Annotated in this window: 18 protein-coding genes; 11 read left to right on the forward strand and 7 right to left on the reverse strand. The window is 37.7% G+C overall.

The genetic code is table 11. The features are described from left to right. Window positions 1-15: 15 nt before the first annotated feature. A complete protein-coding gene (locus VB691_RS18925) occupies window positions 16-1,593 on the reverse strand; it encodes a hypothetical protein (protein WP_323293082.1) in 1,578 nt (525 codons plus the stop codon). 84 nt (window positions 1,594-1,677) lie between these two features. On the opposite strand from VB691_RS18925, the gene VB691_RS18930 reads away from it, so the two are divergent. The 6 genes from VB691_RS18930 to VB691_RS18955 all read left to right on the forward strand — a co-directional run bounded on the left by VB691_RS18930 (window position 1,678) and on the right by VB691_RS18955 (window position 8,111). Beyond that, on the forward strand, window positions 1,678-2,850 hold the full coding sequence (locus VB691_RS18930; RefSeq protein ID WP_323293083.1) for a glycosyltransferase family 2 protein: 1,173 nt from the start codon (window positions 1,678-1,680) through the stop codon (window positions 2,848-2,850). A 58-nt stretch (window positions 2,851-2,908) separates the two neighbouring features. Then, window positions 2,909-3,853, forward strand: a complete 945-nt coding sequence (locus VB691_RS18935; RefSeq protein ID WP_323293084.1) for a class I SAM-dependent methyltransferase — start codon at window positions 2,909-2,911, stop codon at window positions 3,851-3,853. A gap of 100 nt (window positions 3,854-3,953) precedes the next feature. After that, window positions 3,954-4,886, forward strand: a complete 933-nt coding sequence (locus tag VB691_RS18940; protein ID WP_323293085.1) for a sulfotransferase — start codon at window positions 3,954-3,956, stop codon at window positions 4,884-4,886. Between the two features lie 19 nt (window positions 4,887-4,905). Continuing rightward, window positions 4,906-5,904: a lysylphosphatidylglycerol synthase transmembrane domain-containing protein gene (locus VB691_RS18945; RefSeq protein ID WP_323293086.1), complete on the forward strand. Its 999-nt coding sequence runs from the start codon at window positions 4,906-4,908 to the stop codon at window positions 5,902-5,904. Window positions 5,905-6,004: 100 nt separating this feature from the next. Beyond that, a complete protein-coding gene (locus VB691_RS18950; protein ID WP_323293087.1) occupies window positions 6,005-7,114 on the forward strand; it encodes a glycosyltransferase family 4 protein in 1,110 nt (369 codons plus the stop codon). A 64-nt stretch (window positions 7,115-7,178) separates the two neighbouring features. Beyond that, entirely contained in the window at window positions 7,179-8,111 is a 933-nt protein-coding gene (locus VB691_RS18955; RefSeq protein ID WP_323293088.1) for an NAD-dependent epimerase/dehydratase family protein, read from the forward strand. A gap of 140 nt (window positions 8,112-8,251) precedes the next feature. Here VB691_RS18955 and VB691_RS18960 read toward each other — a convergent pair whose 3' ends face one another. Both VB691_RS18960 and VB691_RS18965 read right to left on the reverse strand, forming a co-directional pair. Next, entirely contained in the window at window positions 8,252-9,871 is a 1,620-nt protein-coding gene (locus VB691_RS18960) for a Ppx/GppA phosphatase family protein (protein WP_323293089.1), read from the reverse strand. A gap of 291 nt (window positions 9,872-10,162) precedes the next feature. Then, window positions 10,163-10,336 (reverse strand): tetratricopeptide repeat protein, encoded by a 174-nt coding sequence (locus tag VB691_RS18965; protein WP_323293197.1) that lies wholly within the window; start codon window positions 10,334-10,336, stop codon window positions 10,163-10,165. On the opposite strand from VB691_RS18965, the gene VB691_RS18970 reads away from it, so the two are divergent. Further along, window positions 10,303-10,743 carry a protein kinase domain-containing protein gene (locus VB691_RS18970; RefSeq protein ID WP_323293090.1) on the forward strand — a complete coding sequence of 147 codons (441 nt, stop codon included), beginning with the start codon at window positions 10,303-10,305 and terminating at the stop codon, window positions 10,741-10,743. The genes VB691_RS18965 and VB691_RS18970 overlap by 34 nt on opposite strands. Next, complete coding sequence (locus tag VB691_RS18975) at window positions 10,740-11,033, forward strand: hypothetical protein (protein WP_323293091.1); 294 nt, start codon at window positions 10,740-10,742, stop codon at window positions 11,031-11,033. The genes VB691_RS18970 and VB691_RS18975 overlap by 4 nt, the downstream gene beginning before the upstream one ends. Window positions 11,034-11,071: 38 nt before the next feature. On the opposite strand, the gene hrcA is transcribed toward VB691_RS18975, so the two are convergent. The 4 genes from hrcA to VB691_RS18995 all read right to left on the reverse strand — a co-directional run bounded on the left by hrcA (window position 11,072) and on the right by VB691_RS18995 (window position 14,393). After that, a complete protein-coding gene (hrcA, locus tag VB691_RS18980) occupies window positions 11,072-12,145 on the reverse strand; it encodes a heat-inducible transcriptional repressor HrcA (RefSeq protein ID WP_416245331.1) in 1,074 nt (357 codons plus the stop codon). Window positions 12,146-12,275: 130 nt separating this feature from the next. Next, window positions 12,276-12,626, reverse strand: a complete 351-nt coding sequence (locus VB691_RS18985) for a rhodanese-like domain-containing protein (protein WP_323293093.1) — start codon at window positions 12,624-12,626, stop codon at window positions 12,276-12,278. A gap of 27 nt (window positions 12,627-12,653) precedes the next feature. Beyond that, window positions 12,654-13,910: a serine/threonine-protein kinase gene (locus VB691_RS18990; protein ID WP_323293094.1), complete on the reverse strand. Its 1,257-nt coding sequence runs from the start codon at window positions 13,908-13,910 to the stop codon at window positions 12,654-12,656. Between the two features lie 51 nt (window positions 13,911-13,961). Further along, window positions 13,962-14,393, reverse strand: coding sequence for a universal stress protein (locus VB691_RS18995; protein WP_323293095.1), 432 nt, complete (start codon window positions 14,391-14,393; stop codon window positions 13,962-13,964). Between the two features lie 116 nt (window positions 14,394-14,509). On the opposite strand from VB691_RS18995, the gene rpsO reads away from it, so the two are divergent. From rpsO to aroF, 3 genes are all read left to right on the forward strand, one after another. Then, the gene (gene rpsO, locus VB691_RS19000; protein ID WP_323293096.1) at window positions 14,510-14,779 is read left to right on the forward strand and encodes a 30S ribosomal protein S15; all 270 of its coding nucleotides are present in this window, start codon (window positions 14,510-14,512) and stop codon (window positions 14,777-14,779) included. 69 nt (window positions 14,780-14,848) lie between these two features. Then, on the forward strand, window positions 14,849-15,319 hold the full coding sequence (locus tag VB691_RS19005) for a PAM68 family protein (RefSeq protein ID WP_323293097.1): 471 nt from the start codon (window positions 14,849-14,851) through the stop codon (window positions 15,317-15,319). A gap of 97 nt (window positions 15,320-15,416) precedes the next feature. Then, window positions 15,417-16,475, forward strand: coding sequence for a 3-deoxy-7-phosphoheptulonate synthase (aroF, locus tag VB691_RS19010; protein WP_323293098.1), 1,059 nt, complete (start codon window positions 15,417-15,419; stop codon window positions 16,473-16,475). The last annotated feature ends 44 nt before the right edge of the window (window positions 16,476-16,519 follow it).

A 16,519-nucleotide genomic window follows, 5' to 3' on the forward strand; every position in this document is an offset into this window, starting at 1 on the left:
TCTAGTTTTTGAACTTTAACCTAGACAAAATTTGATCGTTGTGAAAGTAGCAAGTACCAATACTAATGACCAAAAACCGAAAAACATTAATGAAAGTGTGGGTCGATTAGGTTGAAAAAACCAAAAAGGCAAATAAAATAGTTTATTATTGCGTTCTATCAAAGGATAATATTTTAAGACTTTTGGTTCTTGAGGGTTCTCCACTCTAATTTGACTAATACATTGTTCAGAAAAAGAGGGATTGATTAAGCAGACGATATTTGTAACTCGCATTCCTAAACGAAATGTCCAATAAGGAGTAGAACTCATCATCAGAGACTGATCGACCTCTAAACGATAAAACATTGTGACAGAAGCAATCTGTACCAGAATAGCCAGGGAGATAATGATTCTCATCAACCAAGCTTTGAGACTTTTTGATGAAAGCAACTCCATGATAAAAAATCCCAGCAAGGGAATCAGTAACAATTGTAGAGAAGTAACCTGATATCTCGGTCCCCAAGCCCAATCACCGTGCCAAAAAATAATACGACCTGATAGAGCAATATATAAAGCTAGATTAAAACCTGTGTTAATTATATACCATTGTACATAAGGAGAAAATCTTCTCCAGTATAAAAAAGCTAACCCCAAACAGGGTAATAGTAATGGATCATAGATGAAGATACTTTTAGCTGGTGAAAACAAAACCCCCAGCAGGCCCCCCAAAAAATCTCCCGAAAAAGCATAATTAGATGGTCTTTGAGGTAAACCAGCAAAAAAAGGATCTGTATTCCTTTGTGATTGTCCCATAAGAATGCTAGGTAACCAAGTTCCGAAGCGTATATATTGAAATATTCGTCCTAGTAAGATAAAAGGGATAAAACCACCTATCCACATTCCTATAACTTGTAGGACTTTAAACTTATCACGATTGTCATAAATACAACAGCCTAGGAGAAACAGGAACACTGTGAAGGTATGAATAACAGCATCAGAGCGAATTAACCAGGCCCCACCTAGGGCTAAACCACTCAAGATAGCAAAGCGCAAGTCCTTACGTTTGACACAAGCTAAAGCCGTTGCATAACCAATTGTCGTCAGCAAAAGTATTTGATTATTTTGCTGATGGATTTGACCATAATGTAAAACAGTTGTTCCCATCAGCCAAGCTAGGCTAGTTAATCCAGCAATTCGTTCCTGAAACTCAAAAAGCCGAAGCAGCCAAAAGCAAGCCATGACAGTCGCTACATTCACAGGCACAAAAATCAGGAAGCTAACCACCAATGATCGTACTCGGACGGGAGACAAGGCTAATTTTGAGGGGAGAGAAGGGAACCATTCCATCAACATAGTTCCTAGCCAATCGCCAGGCAGCATTAGTAAAGCCTGTCCCATATCATAGGCATAATAACGCCGACCATCAACACCTTTCAAACCAGCATCAATGTCCAGTCTACTTGTTGGCTGATATGTAGAAGAAATTTCTTCAGTGCCTGTCCACAAAGCATGAGCCATTGTTAGCCTACGGGGTGTATCCCCATATAATTGGCCAGGGTTGATAACAGTAAGCCACAACAAAGCAATCAAGGCTACTTGAATAAAAGTTTTCATTGGTGAATCCTTTTTGGCAAATAATGCGCTATTGTAATGTTTAGTTGAGATTAGTCTGGTTAAAGCTTGCTCTATAAATTAACAATGACACAAAATCAACATCATAATACTCAATCTTTTTCAATTGGTTCTTCTGTGCTAGAGCTTTCTATTGTGATGCCTTGTCTCAACGAAGCTGAAACCCTGGCAACTTGTATCGAAAAAGCACAAGGATACCTCAAGCAGCATAATATCTCTGGGGAAGTGCTAATTGCTGATAATGGAAGTACGGACGGCTCTCAATCTATTGCTGCTAGTATGGGAGCGCGGATAGTTGATGTGAAAGAAAAAGGTTATGGTAGTGCTTTACGGGGGGGAATAGCGGCGGCTGAAGGACAGTTTATTATTATGGGGGATGCTGACGACAGTTATGATTTTACCCAACTAGGTTTATTTCTTGAGCGATTAAGATCAGGTTATGATTTAGTCATGGGAAATCGTTTTAAGGGAGGCATTAAACCAGGAGCGATGCCTCCCTTACACAGATATCTAGGCAACCCAGTATTAACTTGGGTTGGTAAGCTATTTTTTGCTTGTCCTTGTGATGACTTTCACTGTGGACTAAGAGGGTTTAGAAAAACAGCCATTGAATCATTAAAATTGCGGACAACAGGGATGGAATTTGCCAGTGAAATGGTGGTTAAAGCTTCTTTATACAATCTTAAAATAACAGAAGTACCAACAACTTTATCACCTGATGGCCGTAGTCGTTCACCCCACTTAAGAACTTGGCGAGATGGTTGGCGACATCTACGGTTTCTTTTATTATATAGTCCTCGTTGGCTGTTTTTGTATCCTGGTTTATTCTTAATGTTAGTGGGTTTAATTAGTACCATCTGGTTGTTAAATAGTCCGAGAGTTCATAGTTTACTCTATTCTGCAACGGCTCTCATTATTGGGCTACAAATTGTTTCTTTTGCGATTTTTACAAAAGTTTTTGCGATTACGGAAGGACTCTTACCCGAAGATAATCGTTTAAAAAAATTATTTAATTTCTTCACACTTGAAGTAGGATTGATTGTAGGAAGTGTATTGTTATTAATCGGGGTAAGTGGTTCAATTTATGCTATTTGGATGTGGGAACAAAATTTATTTGGTTCTTTTGAGCCTAGGGATATGATGAGAATTGTTATTCCAACAGTAACTTCTCTGGCGATGGGCTGCCAAATCATCTTTTCTAGTTTCTTTTTAAGTGTTTTGGGATTAAAAAGAAGCTGAATATTTAGACAAACTAACTTTTAACTAATCTCTCATAATTGATTGTCAAACACCTAACATGAATCAGACCAATACTTCTCAAAATATAACAACAGAAGGCTTGAATAAACCTATCTGTCCACTTTGCAAAAGCAAAAAAGCAAAACTGGATTTTATAAAGTTTAATTACTCTATTTTTGATTGCCAATCCTGTAAATCTTTATATGTTTATCCCAGTCCTTCATCGGTTGAACTAGAGCAATTTTACACCAGTGGCGATCAAGAGAAACTTTCTCAAGTTTGTTGGACTGATGTTGCTGAGTCTCACAAACACGTTTGGGATGTTTGGAAAGAGGGGTTAGAGTATATTGAAAAGCAAGCTGGAAGAGGCCCATTATTGGATATTGGCTGTGGAACGGGGCAGTTTCTTGTTTTTGCGAAACAACATGGATGGACTGAACTGAAAGGAATTGAATTGAATCAAAGGGTAGCTAAAATAGCAGGAGAGTTATCTGGAGGGGTCATTTATACCTCAGAGTTGCTTAAGACATCTCTACCATCAGCATCGTTCTCAGGAATTGTCCTCTGGGACACAATTGAACACCTTAATGATATAGAATCTGCTTTGAAGGAAGTTTTTCGTTTACTCAAGCCTGGAGGTGTAGTTTTGATTGGGACTGTTAACCGCAGTGGTGTATCGGTGAGACTGTTAAACAAAAATGCCCTCACAGTTAATCCTCCTGAACATCTTATCTTTTTTACACAAAAGGGAATGGCTCAGGCTTTAAAATTAGCCGGGTTTGAAGTTTGTAAAATTTGGTCTTTTTCAATTTATTTACGAGAGTGGCTCAATTATTTCTCAAAAATTAAACCTTCTCAAAAAACAGAAGATGACAATGATACAGATTATCGTTCTAAGGTTAACGATTCCACTGCCTTTCTTATGTTAATGAAAATAGCAAATGCTTTCTTGAAAGTCACAAACTTAGGAGATGAATTGGTTGCTATAGGACAAAAAAGGTAGAACAAATAACTGAAGATAATAATATAATAATGTAAACAAAGCAACAACTAGCCACTCACAATAAAATCTTTTTTGGAGTTCATAGGTATTATTAAAAGTCATGAAAAAACCAAATCTTTTCCTTGTTGGACAGCCAAAATCAGGAACGACAGCACTCCATTATTTTTTATCTAAACATCCTGACATATATATGGCTAAATATAAAGAACCTCTATTTTTTTGCAAGGATTTTCATGAAAAGAGTGATAGCTATCATGGTTCTCCCTTATATTTTCATTTTAGGAATAAAAATTCTTATTTAAAGCTTTTTGCCAATGCTATGTCAGAAAAAGTTATTGGTGAATCTTCCACGGGTTACTTATATTCAAAAGTTGCCGCCAGTGAAATTTATACATTTGCTCCCGATGCCAAAATTATTATAATGCTTAGAGAACCAGTGCAATTCCTCTATTCATTGCATAATCAATATGTAAATCAACTTGAAGAAAATGAGAAAGATTTTGTTAAAGCTTTAGCATTAGAACCTTTGAGAAAGGAAGGAAAGTATATTCCGAAAAAAGTTAGTTGTCCATTTGTAATTTTCTATTCAGAAAGAGCAAAATATTATGAACAGCTTAAGAGATTCTATGATTTATTTCCAAAATCTAATATCAAATTAATTATTTATGAAGATTTTCGGGAAAACAATGAACTTATATATAGAGAAATACTTGATTTGTTGAATTTAGAGTATATCCCTATGGCTGAGTATAAATCATTAAATGCCCGTTCTAAGCCTCGGTCTGAACTTTTAAATCAAATCGTTTATCATCCAATCACAAGAAAAATAGCGATTAAATTATTACCTCCAGGGTTATTTGAATTAATCGGAAAGAATATTTTGGAAAAATTTGTATGGAAACGAGACAACTCCCGAAAGATAGATGATGACATCCGTCTAGAGTTGATGAACAGATTTAAACAAGAAGTTATTCAAACATCAGAATTAGTGGGGGTGAATCTAGTTAATAAATGGGGATACGATAAACTATAATAGTGTCGATTAAACATCTATGATTAAAAATAACAAGATAATATACACCATCTTTTCCTTAAGCATTGGTATTTTGCTCGCATTATTGACCCTTCGTCTTACAGAAAATAATGTTCAAGACATATTAACTCAACTTAAAAACTTAAATTGGTTCTATACAAGTCTAATTCCTTTTGTTACTTTTATAAATTTTTGGTCGCTTGCTTATCGTTGGAAGTTAATTACTCAAAAACTGATATCTGATCAAAAACGAGAGCAGAAATTTTACTTATTTTATATTTCTTTAGGTTCATTAATTGGTATTTTTATACCTGCCCAGGTTAGTATGTTGACGACTCAAAGTATGGCTTTGCGATTTAATAAAGTTGGTTCTGTTCCTCAAGGATTGTTGGCTTCTCTATATAATCAAATATTAAATTTATTAATTCCCTTAATCTTTTTGCCCACATCCTTATTATTATTTTTCGGAAAGATTTCTCTGTCTGTAGCAATTTTCTTGGCTGCGGTTACTTTGTTTATCGGTTTTCAAGTTAATCAAAAATGGCATAGTAACTTGATTCGCTTTTTTCTTACTGCATCTAGTTATATTAAAAGACGATTTTCACGCAAAAAGATAGAAAACAATAAATTAAATACCTTAAATCCAATTCCCTTTTTTGATTCAAAATTTGTCGTTGCTGAATTTTGGCTGACTATCATCTTGCACTTAAACATAGCTATAAGAAATTTCTTGGTAGTTAAGGCCATTGACTTAAATATTGGATTTTGGTACATTTTGTTTGCTAGTCTTTTAATTTACTTAGCGATGGTTTTAAGTTTTACGCCTGGAAGTTTGGGATTAATGGAGTGGAGTTGGATTGGAATGCTTGGACTGATCAATGTTCCCACTAATGATGTTGTTAGTTTTGCGTTAATTCAACGGCTTTTGATAACACTATCTATAGTTATTGTTTTTGTCGTACTCGCTATTTATCTATGGATAGAAAGAATGATGAAAGCCAAGACTAATAAAATCTGAATTAAAAATAAATAAATATGCTAAAACATTTAAAATTTAATGGTATAATATGGGAAGTTATTATTATATAGCAGAGAATAAACGGAGTTGTAAATATTGTATGAAAATTGGTGTAATTTCTGAAGTTTTTCTCCCCAATATTGGAGGAATGGAAATACGATACAATGAGTTGGGTCAAACCCTAATTAAGCAAGGACACGAATTTGAAATTTATACACTTAGATTAAATCCGAGCGATCTAGCTAAAGATATAGTTAATGGTATTCCTGTCTATAGAATTACCAAAGCATTTCGCTATTTTACAAGTATCTGGGGATTAAGAAATTATCCTGATGTTATTTGGTTCACTTTAGATTTATTGAAACAAAAAAAAGAGCTTGAGAAATTTGATGTAATTATTTTTAATAAATGGCCTGTTATTCCCTCAATTGTTCTTCCATTTTTTATTAAAAATAAATTTGTGATCGACTGGTGTGAAATTTATGATACTACTTTTTGGCGGTTTATTTATCGTTTAATGACATGGCGTAAAGAAATATTACATTCTTGTGTTAACCAGAGAATTGGCAATATACTCAACGAACAATATGGGGTAAGTAGAAACAATATTAAGGCTATTATTAGCGGAATTGATTCAAGTCTTTATAGTTGTAAGAGCGAAGACAAGAAAAATAAATCGATTTTGTTTTTGGGTAGATTGGCTCAACACAAAAATCCTGAGTATGTCATTAAGGCATTCTTGTATAATCAACTAGGAGAGAAAAAATATGAACTTAATTTAGCAGGAAGTGGTCCATTATATGAATCTTTAAAAAGCCAATATGATAATCAACATAATATTAAATTTTGGGGACGGGTAGATGAGTCTCAAAAAAATGACTTGATTAAGCAATCGACATTACTTGTGTTACCCTCTAAAAGAGAAGGATTTCCTGTGGTCTGTGCTGAAGGTGCCGCCGCCGGAACACCAGTTCTAACTGTTATCTATCCAGATAATGGTACTGTGAGTGTGGTAACTCAATTTGGCATTGGTTGGTTAGCTAATCCCAATCTAGAAGAGTTAGCAGAGAAAATTGAGAGATATGGAGATTGTAATTATTGGGAGTGGCATCCCGTTTCTCGCCGATGTGTTGAAATGGCAGAAACTGTCTTTGATTGGAATGTTGTCGTTGATGATCTTCTGAAGTTTTTGGCAAGAAAATTGCCATGACAAAAGATAGCATAGCCAAGTTTATTAGATCACCTCTGAAAAAGCAATCTTGAAATAGTAGGCAATGTCTGAAAGTAAAACAATTTTAATCACTGGTGTGGCGGGTTTTCTAGGGCGATACATAGCCCGTCACTTTTTTGAGGAACATTGGACGGTTATCGGAATTGATAACTCAAGTCCCGAAAATGCTCCACTTTCTTATCTAGCAAAATATGACCGTTTTCATTTACCGAATACTGGCTTATCTTCCCTATTACAAGAATATTCACCTAGGGTTTGTGTCCACTGTGCTGGACGTGCTTCAGTCGGTTTATCTATCAGTGATCCAGCAGCAGATTTCTATGGCAACTCGGTGATCACTTTTGAAATGCTTAATGCGTTGCGTGTCTATGCACCGAATTGTCGATTTATCTTTCTCTCTAGCGCGGCAGTTTACGGTAATCCGGCCTCCCTACCTGTTAGCGAAAGTCAGCCTCCTGCTCCCTTATCTCCCTATGGCTTCCACAAATGGCAAGGAGAGCAGTTATGTTTAGAATTTGCTCAAGTTTATAGCTTACCCACAGCCAGTCTCAGGATTTTCTCAGCTTACGGAGCAGGACTCCGCCGCCAAGTTATTTGGGATATTTGTCAAAAAGCTCTCACCGAACATAAACTGATTTTGAAAGGGACTGGTCAAGAAAGTCGAGATTTTATTCACGCCTTTGATATTGCTAAAGCAGTGCATCTTGTAGCAACTTCTGCTGTTATGAAAGGTGAAGTTTATAATCTAGGCAGTGGGCGAGAGGCTACAATTACAGTAGTTGCTACCCTCATTGTTCAAGCACTAGGCATCAGTCTCGACTTGCAATTCGATGGAATTGTTCCTCCAGGTACACCTCGCTGCTGGAAAGCATCTATAACAAAGTTACAAGAATTGGGGTTTAGCCCTTCTATCCCCTTAGAAAAAGGCATTGAATCTTTTATTTCCTGGTCTCGTGCCGAATTAGTTGGTTTTTAATCTTCTGCATGATATTTTGCCGTAACAAATCTGATAGAACCATCCAGAAAAATAAAAAAAAGTTTTCTATAACAAACAATATAATATCCATATTAATAGCTATCAATTTAAGATGATAAATTTATTCATGCTTTTATTAACTATCTTGATTCTAAAGTAGCGACAATTTTAACATTAAAAAGTTCTTCAAAGACAATTTTTTTATAATCTAGATTCCATAATTCTAAGGCACAATCATCATTAGAATAAGTAGGAACTAGATGTAAATGTAGCTTTTTATATTCTGGATCATATTTACAATCTATATCTTGAATTGCTCCAATTTGTCGCCTATCTAAAGCAACTGCTAACCGTAAAATAGCACTAAGTTGTTTAACTTGTTTACGATAATTATCGGGTAACTTACTGTATTCTTCATGCTTTTTCTTGGGGGAACTTTTACGATGATAACGAGCAATATTAGCTATGGTTTCGATTTCTACTTCCGTAAACCCTAATAATTCTGCATTGCGGATTAAATAATAGGAATGTTTATGATGGGATGAATGACTAATATAGATTCCACAATTATGTAAAATAGCTGCTGACCATAATAATTCCTGTTCGGTTTTTCCCCACTCATGAAATATCCCAGAAAGTTGCTTAAATAAACTAATAGCAAAATTAGCAACCCGTTCCCCATGAGGCAGATCAACTTGATATTTACGAGCAATTTTATAAACACTACGTTGACGAACTTCTGCTTGAAAACTTAGGCGATTTTCAATTAACCCATGAGTTAACATCCAATCAACTATCATTCCTTCTCGCAAGGCCCTTTCACAAATTGTAATATTTTCTAATTCTAACATCGTCATTGCTTCTAAAAGAATGACCGCCCCTGGGAGGATAATTTCTGCCCTTTTTTCAGACATTCCTGAAATATTGATCCGTTCTTCATAGGACAAAAAAGCAAATTTTTTAACCAAATCTTCGAGATCTTGGCGACTAATATGATATCCTTGTAAGGGACTGGGAACCTCATTTAAGGTTTGGGCCGCATGAATTGTTACTAAAGTCTCAATGGTGCCTGAAGTACCTACTAATTTGGGTTTTTCACCATCATTTAATTGACTGCGTAACTGATCAATGGGACGTTCTAACATTCCCCGTACATAGTCCCGTAAATTGAGAAATTCTGCCTCACTAATGGGGTCAGTGGTGACAAATTCTGCGGTTAAACGGACTGCACCCACTTTGGTACTGCTTAAAAAACGGGGTTCGTGGGCATCTGCTAAGATAATTTCTGTGGAACCGCCCCCAATATCAATAATAACGTGGGGTTGTTCCTGAAAATCCATCCCTGATAAGACCCCTAAATAGATGCGACGGGCCTCTTCATATCCTGAAATTAAGTTGATGGTAATGCCAACTTCTGCTTGAACTCGCCAGATAAAGTCTAAGCCATTGGGGGCTTCTCTGGTGGCACTGGTGGCCGCTGCAATGATATGATCGACGTTGAGGCTGGTGGCTAAGTCTTTACAGCGTTTTAGAGAGGCGATCGCCCGTTCGATGGCTTCTTCGGTGAGATTTCCAGTGGCCATATCCCTTTCCCCTAGACGCACTGTATCTTTTTCCCGTGACACAATGGTAAAAGCGGGCAAGGTTTTGTCAATTTCCACGATAACCATGTGAATTGAGTTAGTACCAATATCAATGGCCGCTAAGGTGCAGGTATTAGGGGAAACCGCGCTTTCTCGTCTAACCTCGCTGGTTTGCATGGGTTTAAGGAACTCCACCATCATTTATCAGTCCGTAGCTTATCGTCCCACAGGGGGGGATTTCAAGGGGAATTCTGTTCATTTATCTTAACTTTTTAGATTCCTTAAAGATTCAGGGTTGAATTTTATGGCGATTGCTTCCACCCGTGAACCTGCGTTTTAACACACACCCATCCTATCTTACATTTCATAATACCCAAAAAATGCAAATTTGTCAAACTGTTAGTTTAAACAACTTTTTAAGGGGTTTACTATGATAATTTATCAGATAATTGTAGGGATTTAACACTGTTAAATCCTAGTCTTATTTATAGCTAAGGACACTTCTGGTATTATGTCCCTTTTTTTCTGTTTCTTATAAACATTACCCCGACCGTTATAAGCATAAGCATATTTAGGATCAAGTTCAATAGCTTTATTGTAGTCAGATAATGCTAATTCATATTTTTCCTGGTTCTCGTATATATCTTTATTTTATGATGATAGGACAAATAATCGGGGGACATTACGAAATCATTAAATCTCTAGGACAAGGGGGTTTTGGAAAAACTTTCTTAGCCAAAGATAAGCATTTACCTGATCAACCTTTGCGTGTCGTTAAACTTCTTCATCCTCTGTCTAATGATCCCTTTACTTTACAAACTGCTTATCGTTTATTTGAAACAGAAGCAGAAGCAGAAGTTCTTTATAAATTGGGTAATCATCCCCAAATACCTCAACTTTTTGCCCATTTTCAAGAGAATAATGATTTTTATTTAGTTCAAGAATATATTGAAGGACATGATTTAAGTGAAGAAATTAAACCAGGTAAAATATTGTTAGAAACAGATATGATTGAATTCAATGGTAATAATAGTCAAGTTGCATCATGAGAGTTTATCTAAAAGATGATATTTTGTTTATTAATCAAGAAGATTTACCCCCTTATAAAAAAGGGGGTTCTATGGTCAGAAATAGTTATTTTTGGGCGTTAAAATCTATTAGTTGTTATGCAAGAAAAGGATGTGATTGGGAATTTGATCAAGCGGTTTGGGTGGCTTTATGTCGGATGCTTTTATCTTTTGCTCAATCGGGATATTTAGGAGATTCAGAAGTTATGTTAGAATTTGATCAAGACACCCCAATTCCTCCCTCTTTACGATCAATTTCAACTTGGTTATAAGGGTTAAGAAATTTTAGAATCTATCCATAATTAAGTCCTTAACTTAATGCTTCTGATAAATAATCAGCAGTTGATTCTACTAAAGGGATAGTATTCTCATATAACATTCTAGTTGGGCCAATAATTCCTACACTCCCAACCGGGGTATCTCCTTGACGATAAATAGCAGAAATTAAAGTACAAAGACGCATTGATTCTAAGGGGTTTTCTGCTCCGATTCTAACACTAACCCGTTTATTTAAAATATCAGTTTCAGGGACATCAAAAATTAAGGGTAAGAGTTGATCTTTTTCTTCTTCTAAGAGATGAATTAACATCTGTACCTGTTGCAATTGAGAAAATTCTGGTTGTCGCAAAACTTCTGACACCCCATGAATCATAATAGGGGTAGACATTGAAGATTTTAAGTATTTTTGTAACTGTTTTAATAGGGTTTTGAGAAAGTCGGTATATTCCAGAAATTCTTGATCGATTTTCTGCCAATCTAAATGGGTAAATTCTAATAAAGACTTACCTTTTAATTGATGATTTAGGAAGTTAGAAAGAATTTGTAATTCTTCTGCTAACCAATCATCATTTTCTTTGACTAAAGCGGGAGGAAGATCAATTAAAATTGATGGAGTTTGATAACCATCTGTCACCACAATTAACATCACCTGTTTTGCTGATGCTTGAATTAACTGAAGATGACGCAATTGATGGGGAGACGTTTGAGGTAAGGTAATTAAAGCAATATAACCGCTTAAATTCGCTAAAATTTGGGTTGCCCTTTGTAAAGCTGTTTCAAAATTATAGCTTTCCCACTTCAATTTTTGACTTAATTGTCGTTCAATTTTTTGCCCAATTGTTTCATCTAGAGTCATTAAATTATCAACATAAATTCGATAACCACAATCTGAGGGAATACGTCCCGCAGAGGTATAAGGTTGATATAAAAACCCTGCTTTTTCGAGTTGTCCTAATGTATTACGAATTGTCGCCGAACTAACACTAAAATTGTATTCTTCCAGGAGAGTTTTTGAGCCTACGGGTTCCGCGGTTGCAATATAATGTTTAACCGTTGCTCGTAAAATGTTTTGATAGCGTTTATTTAAAGAATTTGGAACCATAATGTTCAGAATCAAGGGGTAAATTATTGAAAAAATGCTGGGTTAATTAAAAATTTTTGGCTAGTATAAATCTAATTAACCAAGGAGGAGAAGCATCTCAAAATATTTTCAGAATCAGATCAGTGCTAAGGGATTAATATTGAGGAATACTGCTATCGACTCGCAAAGAATAAGCCGCAATGCCTCCTCTTATATTTTTAACATTACTAAAGCCATTATTGAGTAACCAAAGACACATTTGGGCCGATCGCATACCATGATGACAGATCACAAAGGTTTCTTGATTAGGATCAAAACGGGTGTCAATTTCTTCTGACCATTGAGCAAATTGACTAAGAGGAAGTACCTCAAAACCTTCGATATAGGCTATCGCTACTTCTTCGGGTTCTCGCACATCTATTAATTGTAACGTAGTCCTGTCATTTGCTAAACGGGTAGCGAGTTCTTCAACAGTAATAACGGGAAGGGATTGATCTTGAGACATAATTTTATAAACATTAACCTGTTCCCCTTAACTTAACAATTTTTGTTGAAACCCTTCAGCTTTTTGGGGATCAGGTATTTTTTGAGCCAAGGCTTTAACAAATTCATCCGCAGAAGCATTGGGATTTTTTTTCCAAGTTTTTTGAGAAATAATCGAAGCCATAGGGCCAATTAATTCAGCCAATTCTGCTTGACAACGCTCCACAAAACTCGGATCTAGGGCATCTTGGGCAGTAGCAAAGGCAGGAGATTGAGGTTTAGGGGGTAAGGGTAAGGGGGGAACAGTTGGGGGGTTCACAGAGGCAGGAATTTCCTTCTGGTTAGTCCTATCCTGAGAGGGAAAATTATTGAGAAAACTATCAGAGCCGTAGAGATGATGATAAATTTGTTCTAACTTACTCAGAATAATAGCGGCTGACTTAGGACGCTCATTAGGTAAGCGGGACATGATTTGATCCAATAAATCCCCAAATTCAGGGGTCAAATCGGAAACCGCCTCACGCCAGTTTAATTGATCCGCATGAGAATCATAGAAATCGCTGGGATGTTTCCCCGTGAGCAGATAAACCATAGTGCGTCCGAGGGCAAAAAAATCCGATTGAGGAACCGCTTGACCATTAAGTTGTTCTAGGGGGCTATATCCCGCCGAAAACAGCCCTGTCACCTCACCAGTGGATTGTTTTGATAAATAAGTTTCCGTAACTTCCCTAGCGGTACCAAAATCAATTAAAACTAATTGTCCGGTAGAACGGAGCATTATATTTGAGGGTTTAATATCTCGGTGAAAAAAATTATGACGATGAATCTCCTGTAAAATCCGTAACAGTTGCATTAGCCATTGAATCGCAACTTTTTGAGAGATACATTTCCCCCGTTGCAAAATGTATTGATTGAGATTCAGTCCCTCAATTTTCTCCATCACCAAACAGTAAAGAGGGGTGTTACTATTTTTGAGATAAAAGAGAAAATGAGCATCAGGCTCGACTTTTGGAATCCCTGGATGATTGAAACGACTTAAAAATTGGGCCTCTCGCTCAAACAATTCTACATACTTAGGATGATTATGAATGAGGACTTTTAAGACTTTAACCGCCTGATAACCCTCAGCAAAATTGGTCGGATCACTGTCTTGGACTTCATAAGTTTTCCCAAATCCCCCGCCCCCTAATTCTTTTAATACACGATAGCGCCCCTCAAGCAGTAACTCCGAGCCACAGCTTTGACAAAAGAGGGATGTGTCCTGATTCTCAGGATTAGAACAGTGAGGGTTAATGCAGAGGCTCATCTGGCGTTGCCATAGGTTAACCTTATTTTATACTGTAGACCACCAAATCAGTTATATACTGAATTTTTGGGATTTCACCACAAATACAGAACAAGTCGCCTCAGCTACCACTTGATCGCTCACTGATCTTTCAATTACCCGTGTGACCCCTTGGAGGCCACGAGTCCCGATCACAATCAGATCCGCGTTATAAATATTGGCTAGTCTGATAATTTCTTCCGCCGGATCACCATTGACAATTTCCATAAAACTACCTGAGACTTGAGCTTGATAGGCTTGAAGTTGTTCTTCTACCTGTTGATATCTCAAAGACGGCGATGGATGGGGTTGTTCAGGATGACTATCCCCCTCATGATCGGATGAAGGCAAGACATGGGCCAGGATAATTTTGCTATGGGATGGGATGTAGAGGGCATCCAACGCCTCGATGACCTGTTCTGAGGTAGTCGAGCAGTCAAGGGCAACTAAAATTGTTTTAACCACTACAATCTGCTACATAAAACTAATACAACACCACATCTTATCAGGAAATCGCAGGGTAGTTAGATCAAAAAAGAAATGATATCATGAGAGATTGCAACATTTATTCAATAACTTCTATGAGTTTGACAGCTACCGAAAAACAAAACCTCATGACTGAATATCAAGTTCATGAGACAGACACGGGATCTCCTGACTTACAGGTGGCCCTATTAACGGAACGCATTACACAATTGACCGGTCATTTGAAGCAAAATCCCAAAGATCACGCCTCCCGTCGCGGACTTCTAAAAATGATTGGCCGTCGGAGACGTTTATTAGCTTACATTAGCAGCAAAGATGTAGAGCGTTATCAAAACTTAATTAAACGTCTGGGTATCCGTCGTTAGGCCCCAGAATTAATTCTGATGGGCGCAAACCCCGCGCCCCGATCTGATTTGTGACTCCCTTAAAAACTTATGCCTTCTAACTCCTCACGGGACTCCTTACCCTTTGAACCTCGTCAAAAAAATCCCAAAAAGCCGAAAACTCCCAAGGTAACGCCCACTAAAACCCTTTCCACCCGGAAAAAATCCGACGATCATCGCAAAAATGCCAGCCTCAGTGCAATTCCCGATGGTGTTAGTCAACGCATGATCAGAAGAATGGCCATATTTTCAGGCATTCCGACCCTATTGGGAATGTCTTCATTTTTCATCTTTTATTGGATTGTTAGCCATAAATGGCTAGAAATTCCCACAGTGGCCGTCGGTGCTGTTAGTTTAGGACTCTTTGGCCTAGGAGTGCTAGGCTTAAGTTATGGTATATTCTCGGCTTCGTGGGATGAAAATCACGTCGGTGGTTGGTGGGGATGGCAAGAATTTACCGCCAACTTAGGACGAACCCTTCAAGCTTGGCGAACTGCCAGACAAGAAACCAAAAAAAATTAGCTCGTTTTCGGGGTTGTGTCCTTAGAGTAGGGTAAAAGAACTCATGAGGACATAACAACACCATCACCCAATAACTGACACCAGAGGAAGCAAACTCATGATCGTTGTAATGAAAGTTGGTTCACCCACAGATGAAATTGAACGCATTAACCAAGAATTTGAAAATTGGGGCTTAACTCCCGAAAAAATCGTCGGCAAACATAAAGTCGTCATCGGTTTAGTCGGAGAAACCGCTTCCCTAGATCCCCTACAAATTCAAGAAATTAGTCCTTGGATCGAAAATGTTTTACGGGTAGAACAACCCTTTAAACGGGCAAGTTTAGAGTTCCGTCATGGGGAATATAGCGAAGTCATGGTCAGTACACCCAATGGCCCCGTTGCTATTGGCAAAAATCATCCCATTGTCGTCGTCGCTGGGCCCTGTTCCGTCGAAAATGAAGCGATGATCGTTGAAACCGCCAAACGAGTTAAAGCTGCTGGAGCGCAATTTTTACGGGGTGGGGCCTATAAACCCCGTACCTCTCCCTACGCCTTTCAAGGCCATGGGGAAAGTGCCTTAGAATTATTGGCAGCAGCTAGAGCAGCAAGCGGCCTGGGCATTATTACCGAAGTCATGGATACGGCAGATTTAGAGAAAATTGGAGAAGTGGCCGATGTGATCCAAGTTGGGGCCAGAAATATGCAAAATTTCTCTCTCCTTAAAAAAGTCGGGGCCCAAGATAAACCTGTTTTGCTCAAACGGGGAATGTCTGCCACCATCGATGAATGGTTAATGGCCGCTGAATATGTTTTGGCCGCAGGAAACCCTAATGTAATTCTGTGTGAACGGGGTATTCGTACTTTTGATGGTAAATATACCCGCAATACTCTAGATTTATCTGTGTTACCTGTATTACGGGCTTTGACTCATTTACCGATTATGATTGATCCTAGTCATGGCACCGGAAAATCTGATTATGTTCCTGCCATGGCCACCGCAGCGATCGCCGCAGGAACCGATTCTTTAATGATTGAAGTTCATCCCAACCCGGCCAAAGCCTTATCAGATGGCCCTCAGTCCTTAACCCCCGACAAATTTGATCACCTGATGCAAGAATTATCCATCATGGGGAAAACTGTCGGCCGTTGGCCTCAACCTGCTGTAGCCCTGGCTTAAGGGTAATGGATGTTAGGGGGTGGGTGTTAAGGGTAATAAGACAA

The organism is Crocosphaera sp. XPORK-15E (assembly GCF_034931425.1).
Taxonomy (GTDB): domain Bacteria; phylum Cyanobacteriota; class Cyanobacteriia; order Cyanobacteriales; family Microcystaceae; genus UHCC-0190.

Coding starts and splice junctions, on each gene's coding strand:
- VB691_RS18925 (WP_323293082.1), bottom strand. CDS start 1,593: ATGAAAACTTTTATTCAAGTAGCCTTGATTGCTTTGTTGTGGCTTACT.
- VB691_RS18930 (WP_323293083.1), top strand. CDS start 1,678: ATGACACAAAATCAACATCATAATACTCAATCTTTTTCAATTGGTTCT.
- VB691_RS18935 (WP_323293084.1), top strand. CDS start 2,909: ATGAATCAGACCAATACTTCTCAAAATATAACAACAGAAGGCTTGAAT.
- VB691_RS18940 (WP_323293085.1), top strand. CDS start 3,954: ATGAAAAAACCAAATCTTTTCCTTGTTGGACAGCCAAAATCAGGAACG.
- VB691_RS18945 (WP_323293086.1), top strand. CDS start 4,906: ATGATTAAAAATAACAAGATAATATACACCATCTTTTCCTTAAGCATT.
- VB691_RS18950 (WP_323293087.1), top strand. CDS start 6,005: ATGAAAATTGGTGTAATTTCTGAAGTTTTTCTCCCCAATATTGGAGGA.
- VB691_RS18955 (WP_323293088.1), top strand. CDS start 7,179: ATGTCTGAAAGTAAAACAATTTTAATCACTGGTGTGGCGGGTTTTCTA.
- VB691_RS18960 (WP_323293089.1), bottom strand. CDS start 9,871: ATGCAAACCAGCGAGGTTAGACGAGAAAGCGCGGTTTCCCCTAATACC.
- VB691_RS18970 (WP_323293090.1), top strand. CDS start 10,303: ATGCTAATTCATATTTTTCCTGGTTCTCGTATATATCTTTATTTTATG.
- VB691_RS18975 (WP_323293091.1), top strand. CDS start 10,740: ATGAGAGTTTATCTAAAAGATGATATTTTGTTTATTAATCAAGAAGAT.
- VB691_RS18985 (WP_323293093.1), bottom strand. CDS start 12,626: ATGTCTCAAGATCAATCCCTTCCCGTTATTACTGTTGAAGAACTCGCT.
- VB691_RS18990 (WP_323293094.1), bottom strand. CDS start 13,910: ATGAGCCTCTGCATTAACCCTCACTGTTCTAATCCTGAGAATCAGGAC.
- rpsO (WP_323293096.1), top strand. CDS start 14,510: ATGAGTTTGACAGCTACCGAAAAACAAAACCTCATGACTGAATATCAA.
- VB691_RS19005 (WP_323293097.1), top strand. CDS start 14,849: ATGCCTTCTAACTCCTCACGGGACTCCTTACCCTTTGAACCTCGTCAA.
- aroF (WP_323293098.1), top strand. CDS start 15,417: ATGATCGTTGTAATGAAAGTTGGTTCACCCACAGATGAAATTGAACGC.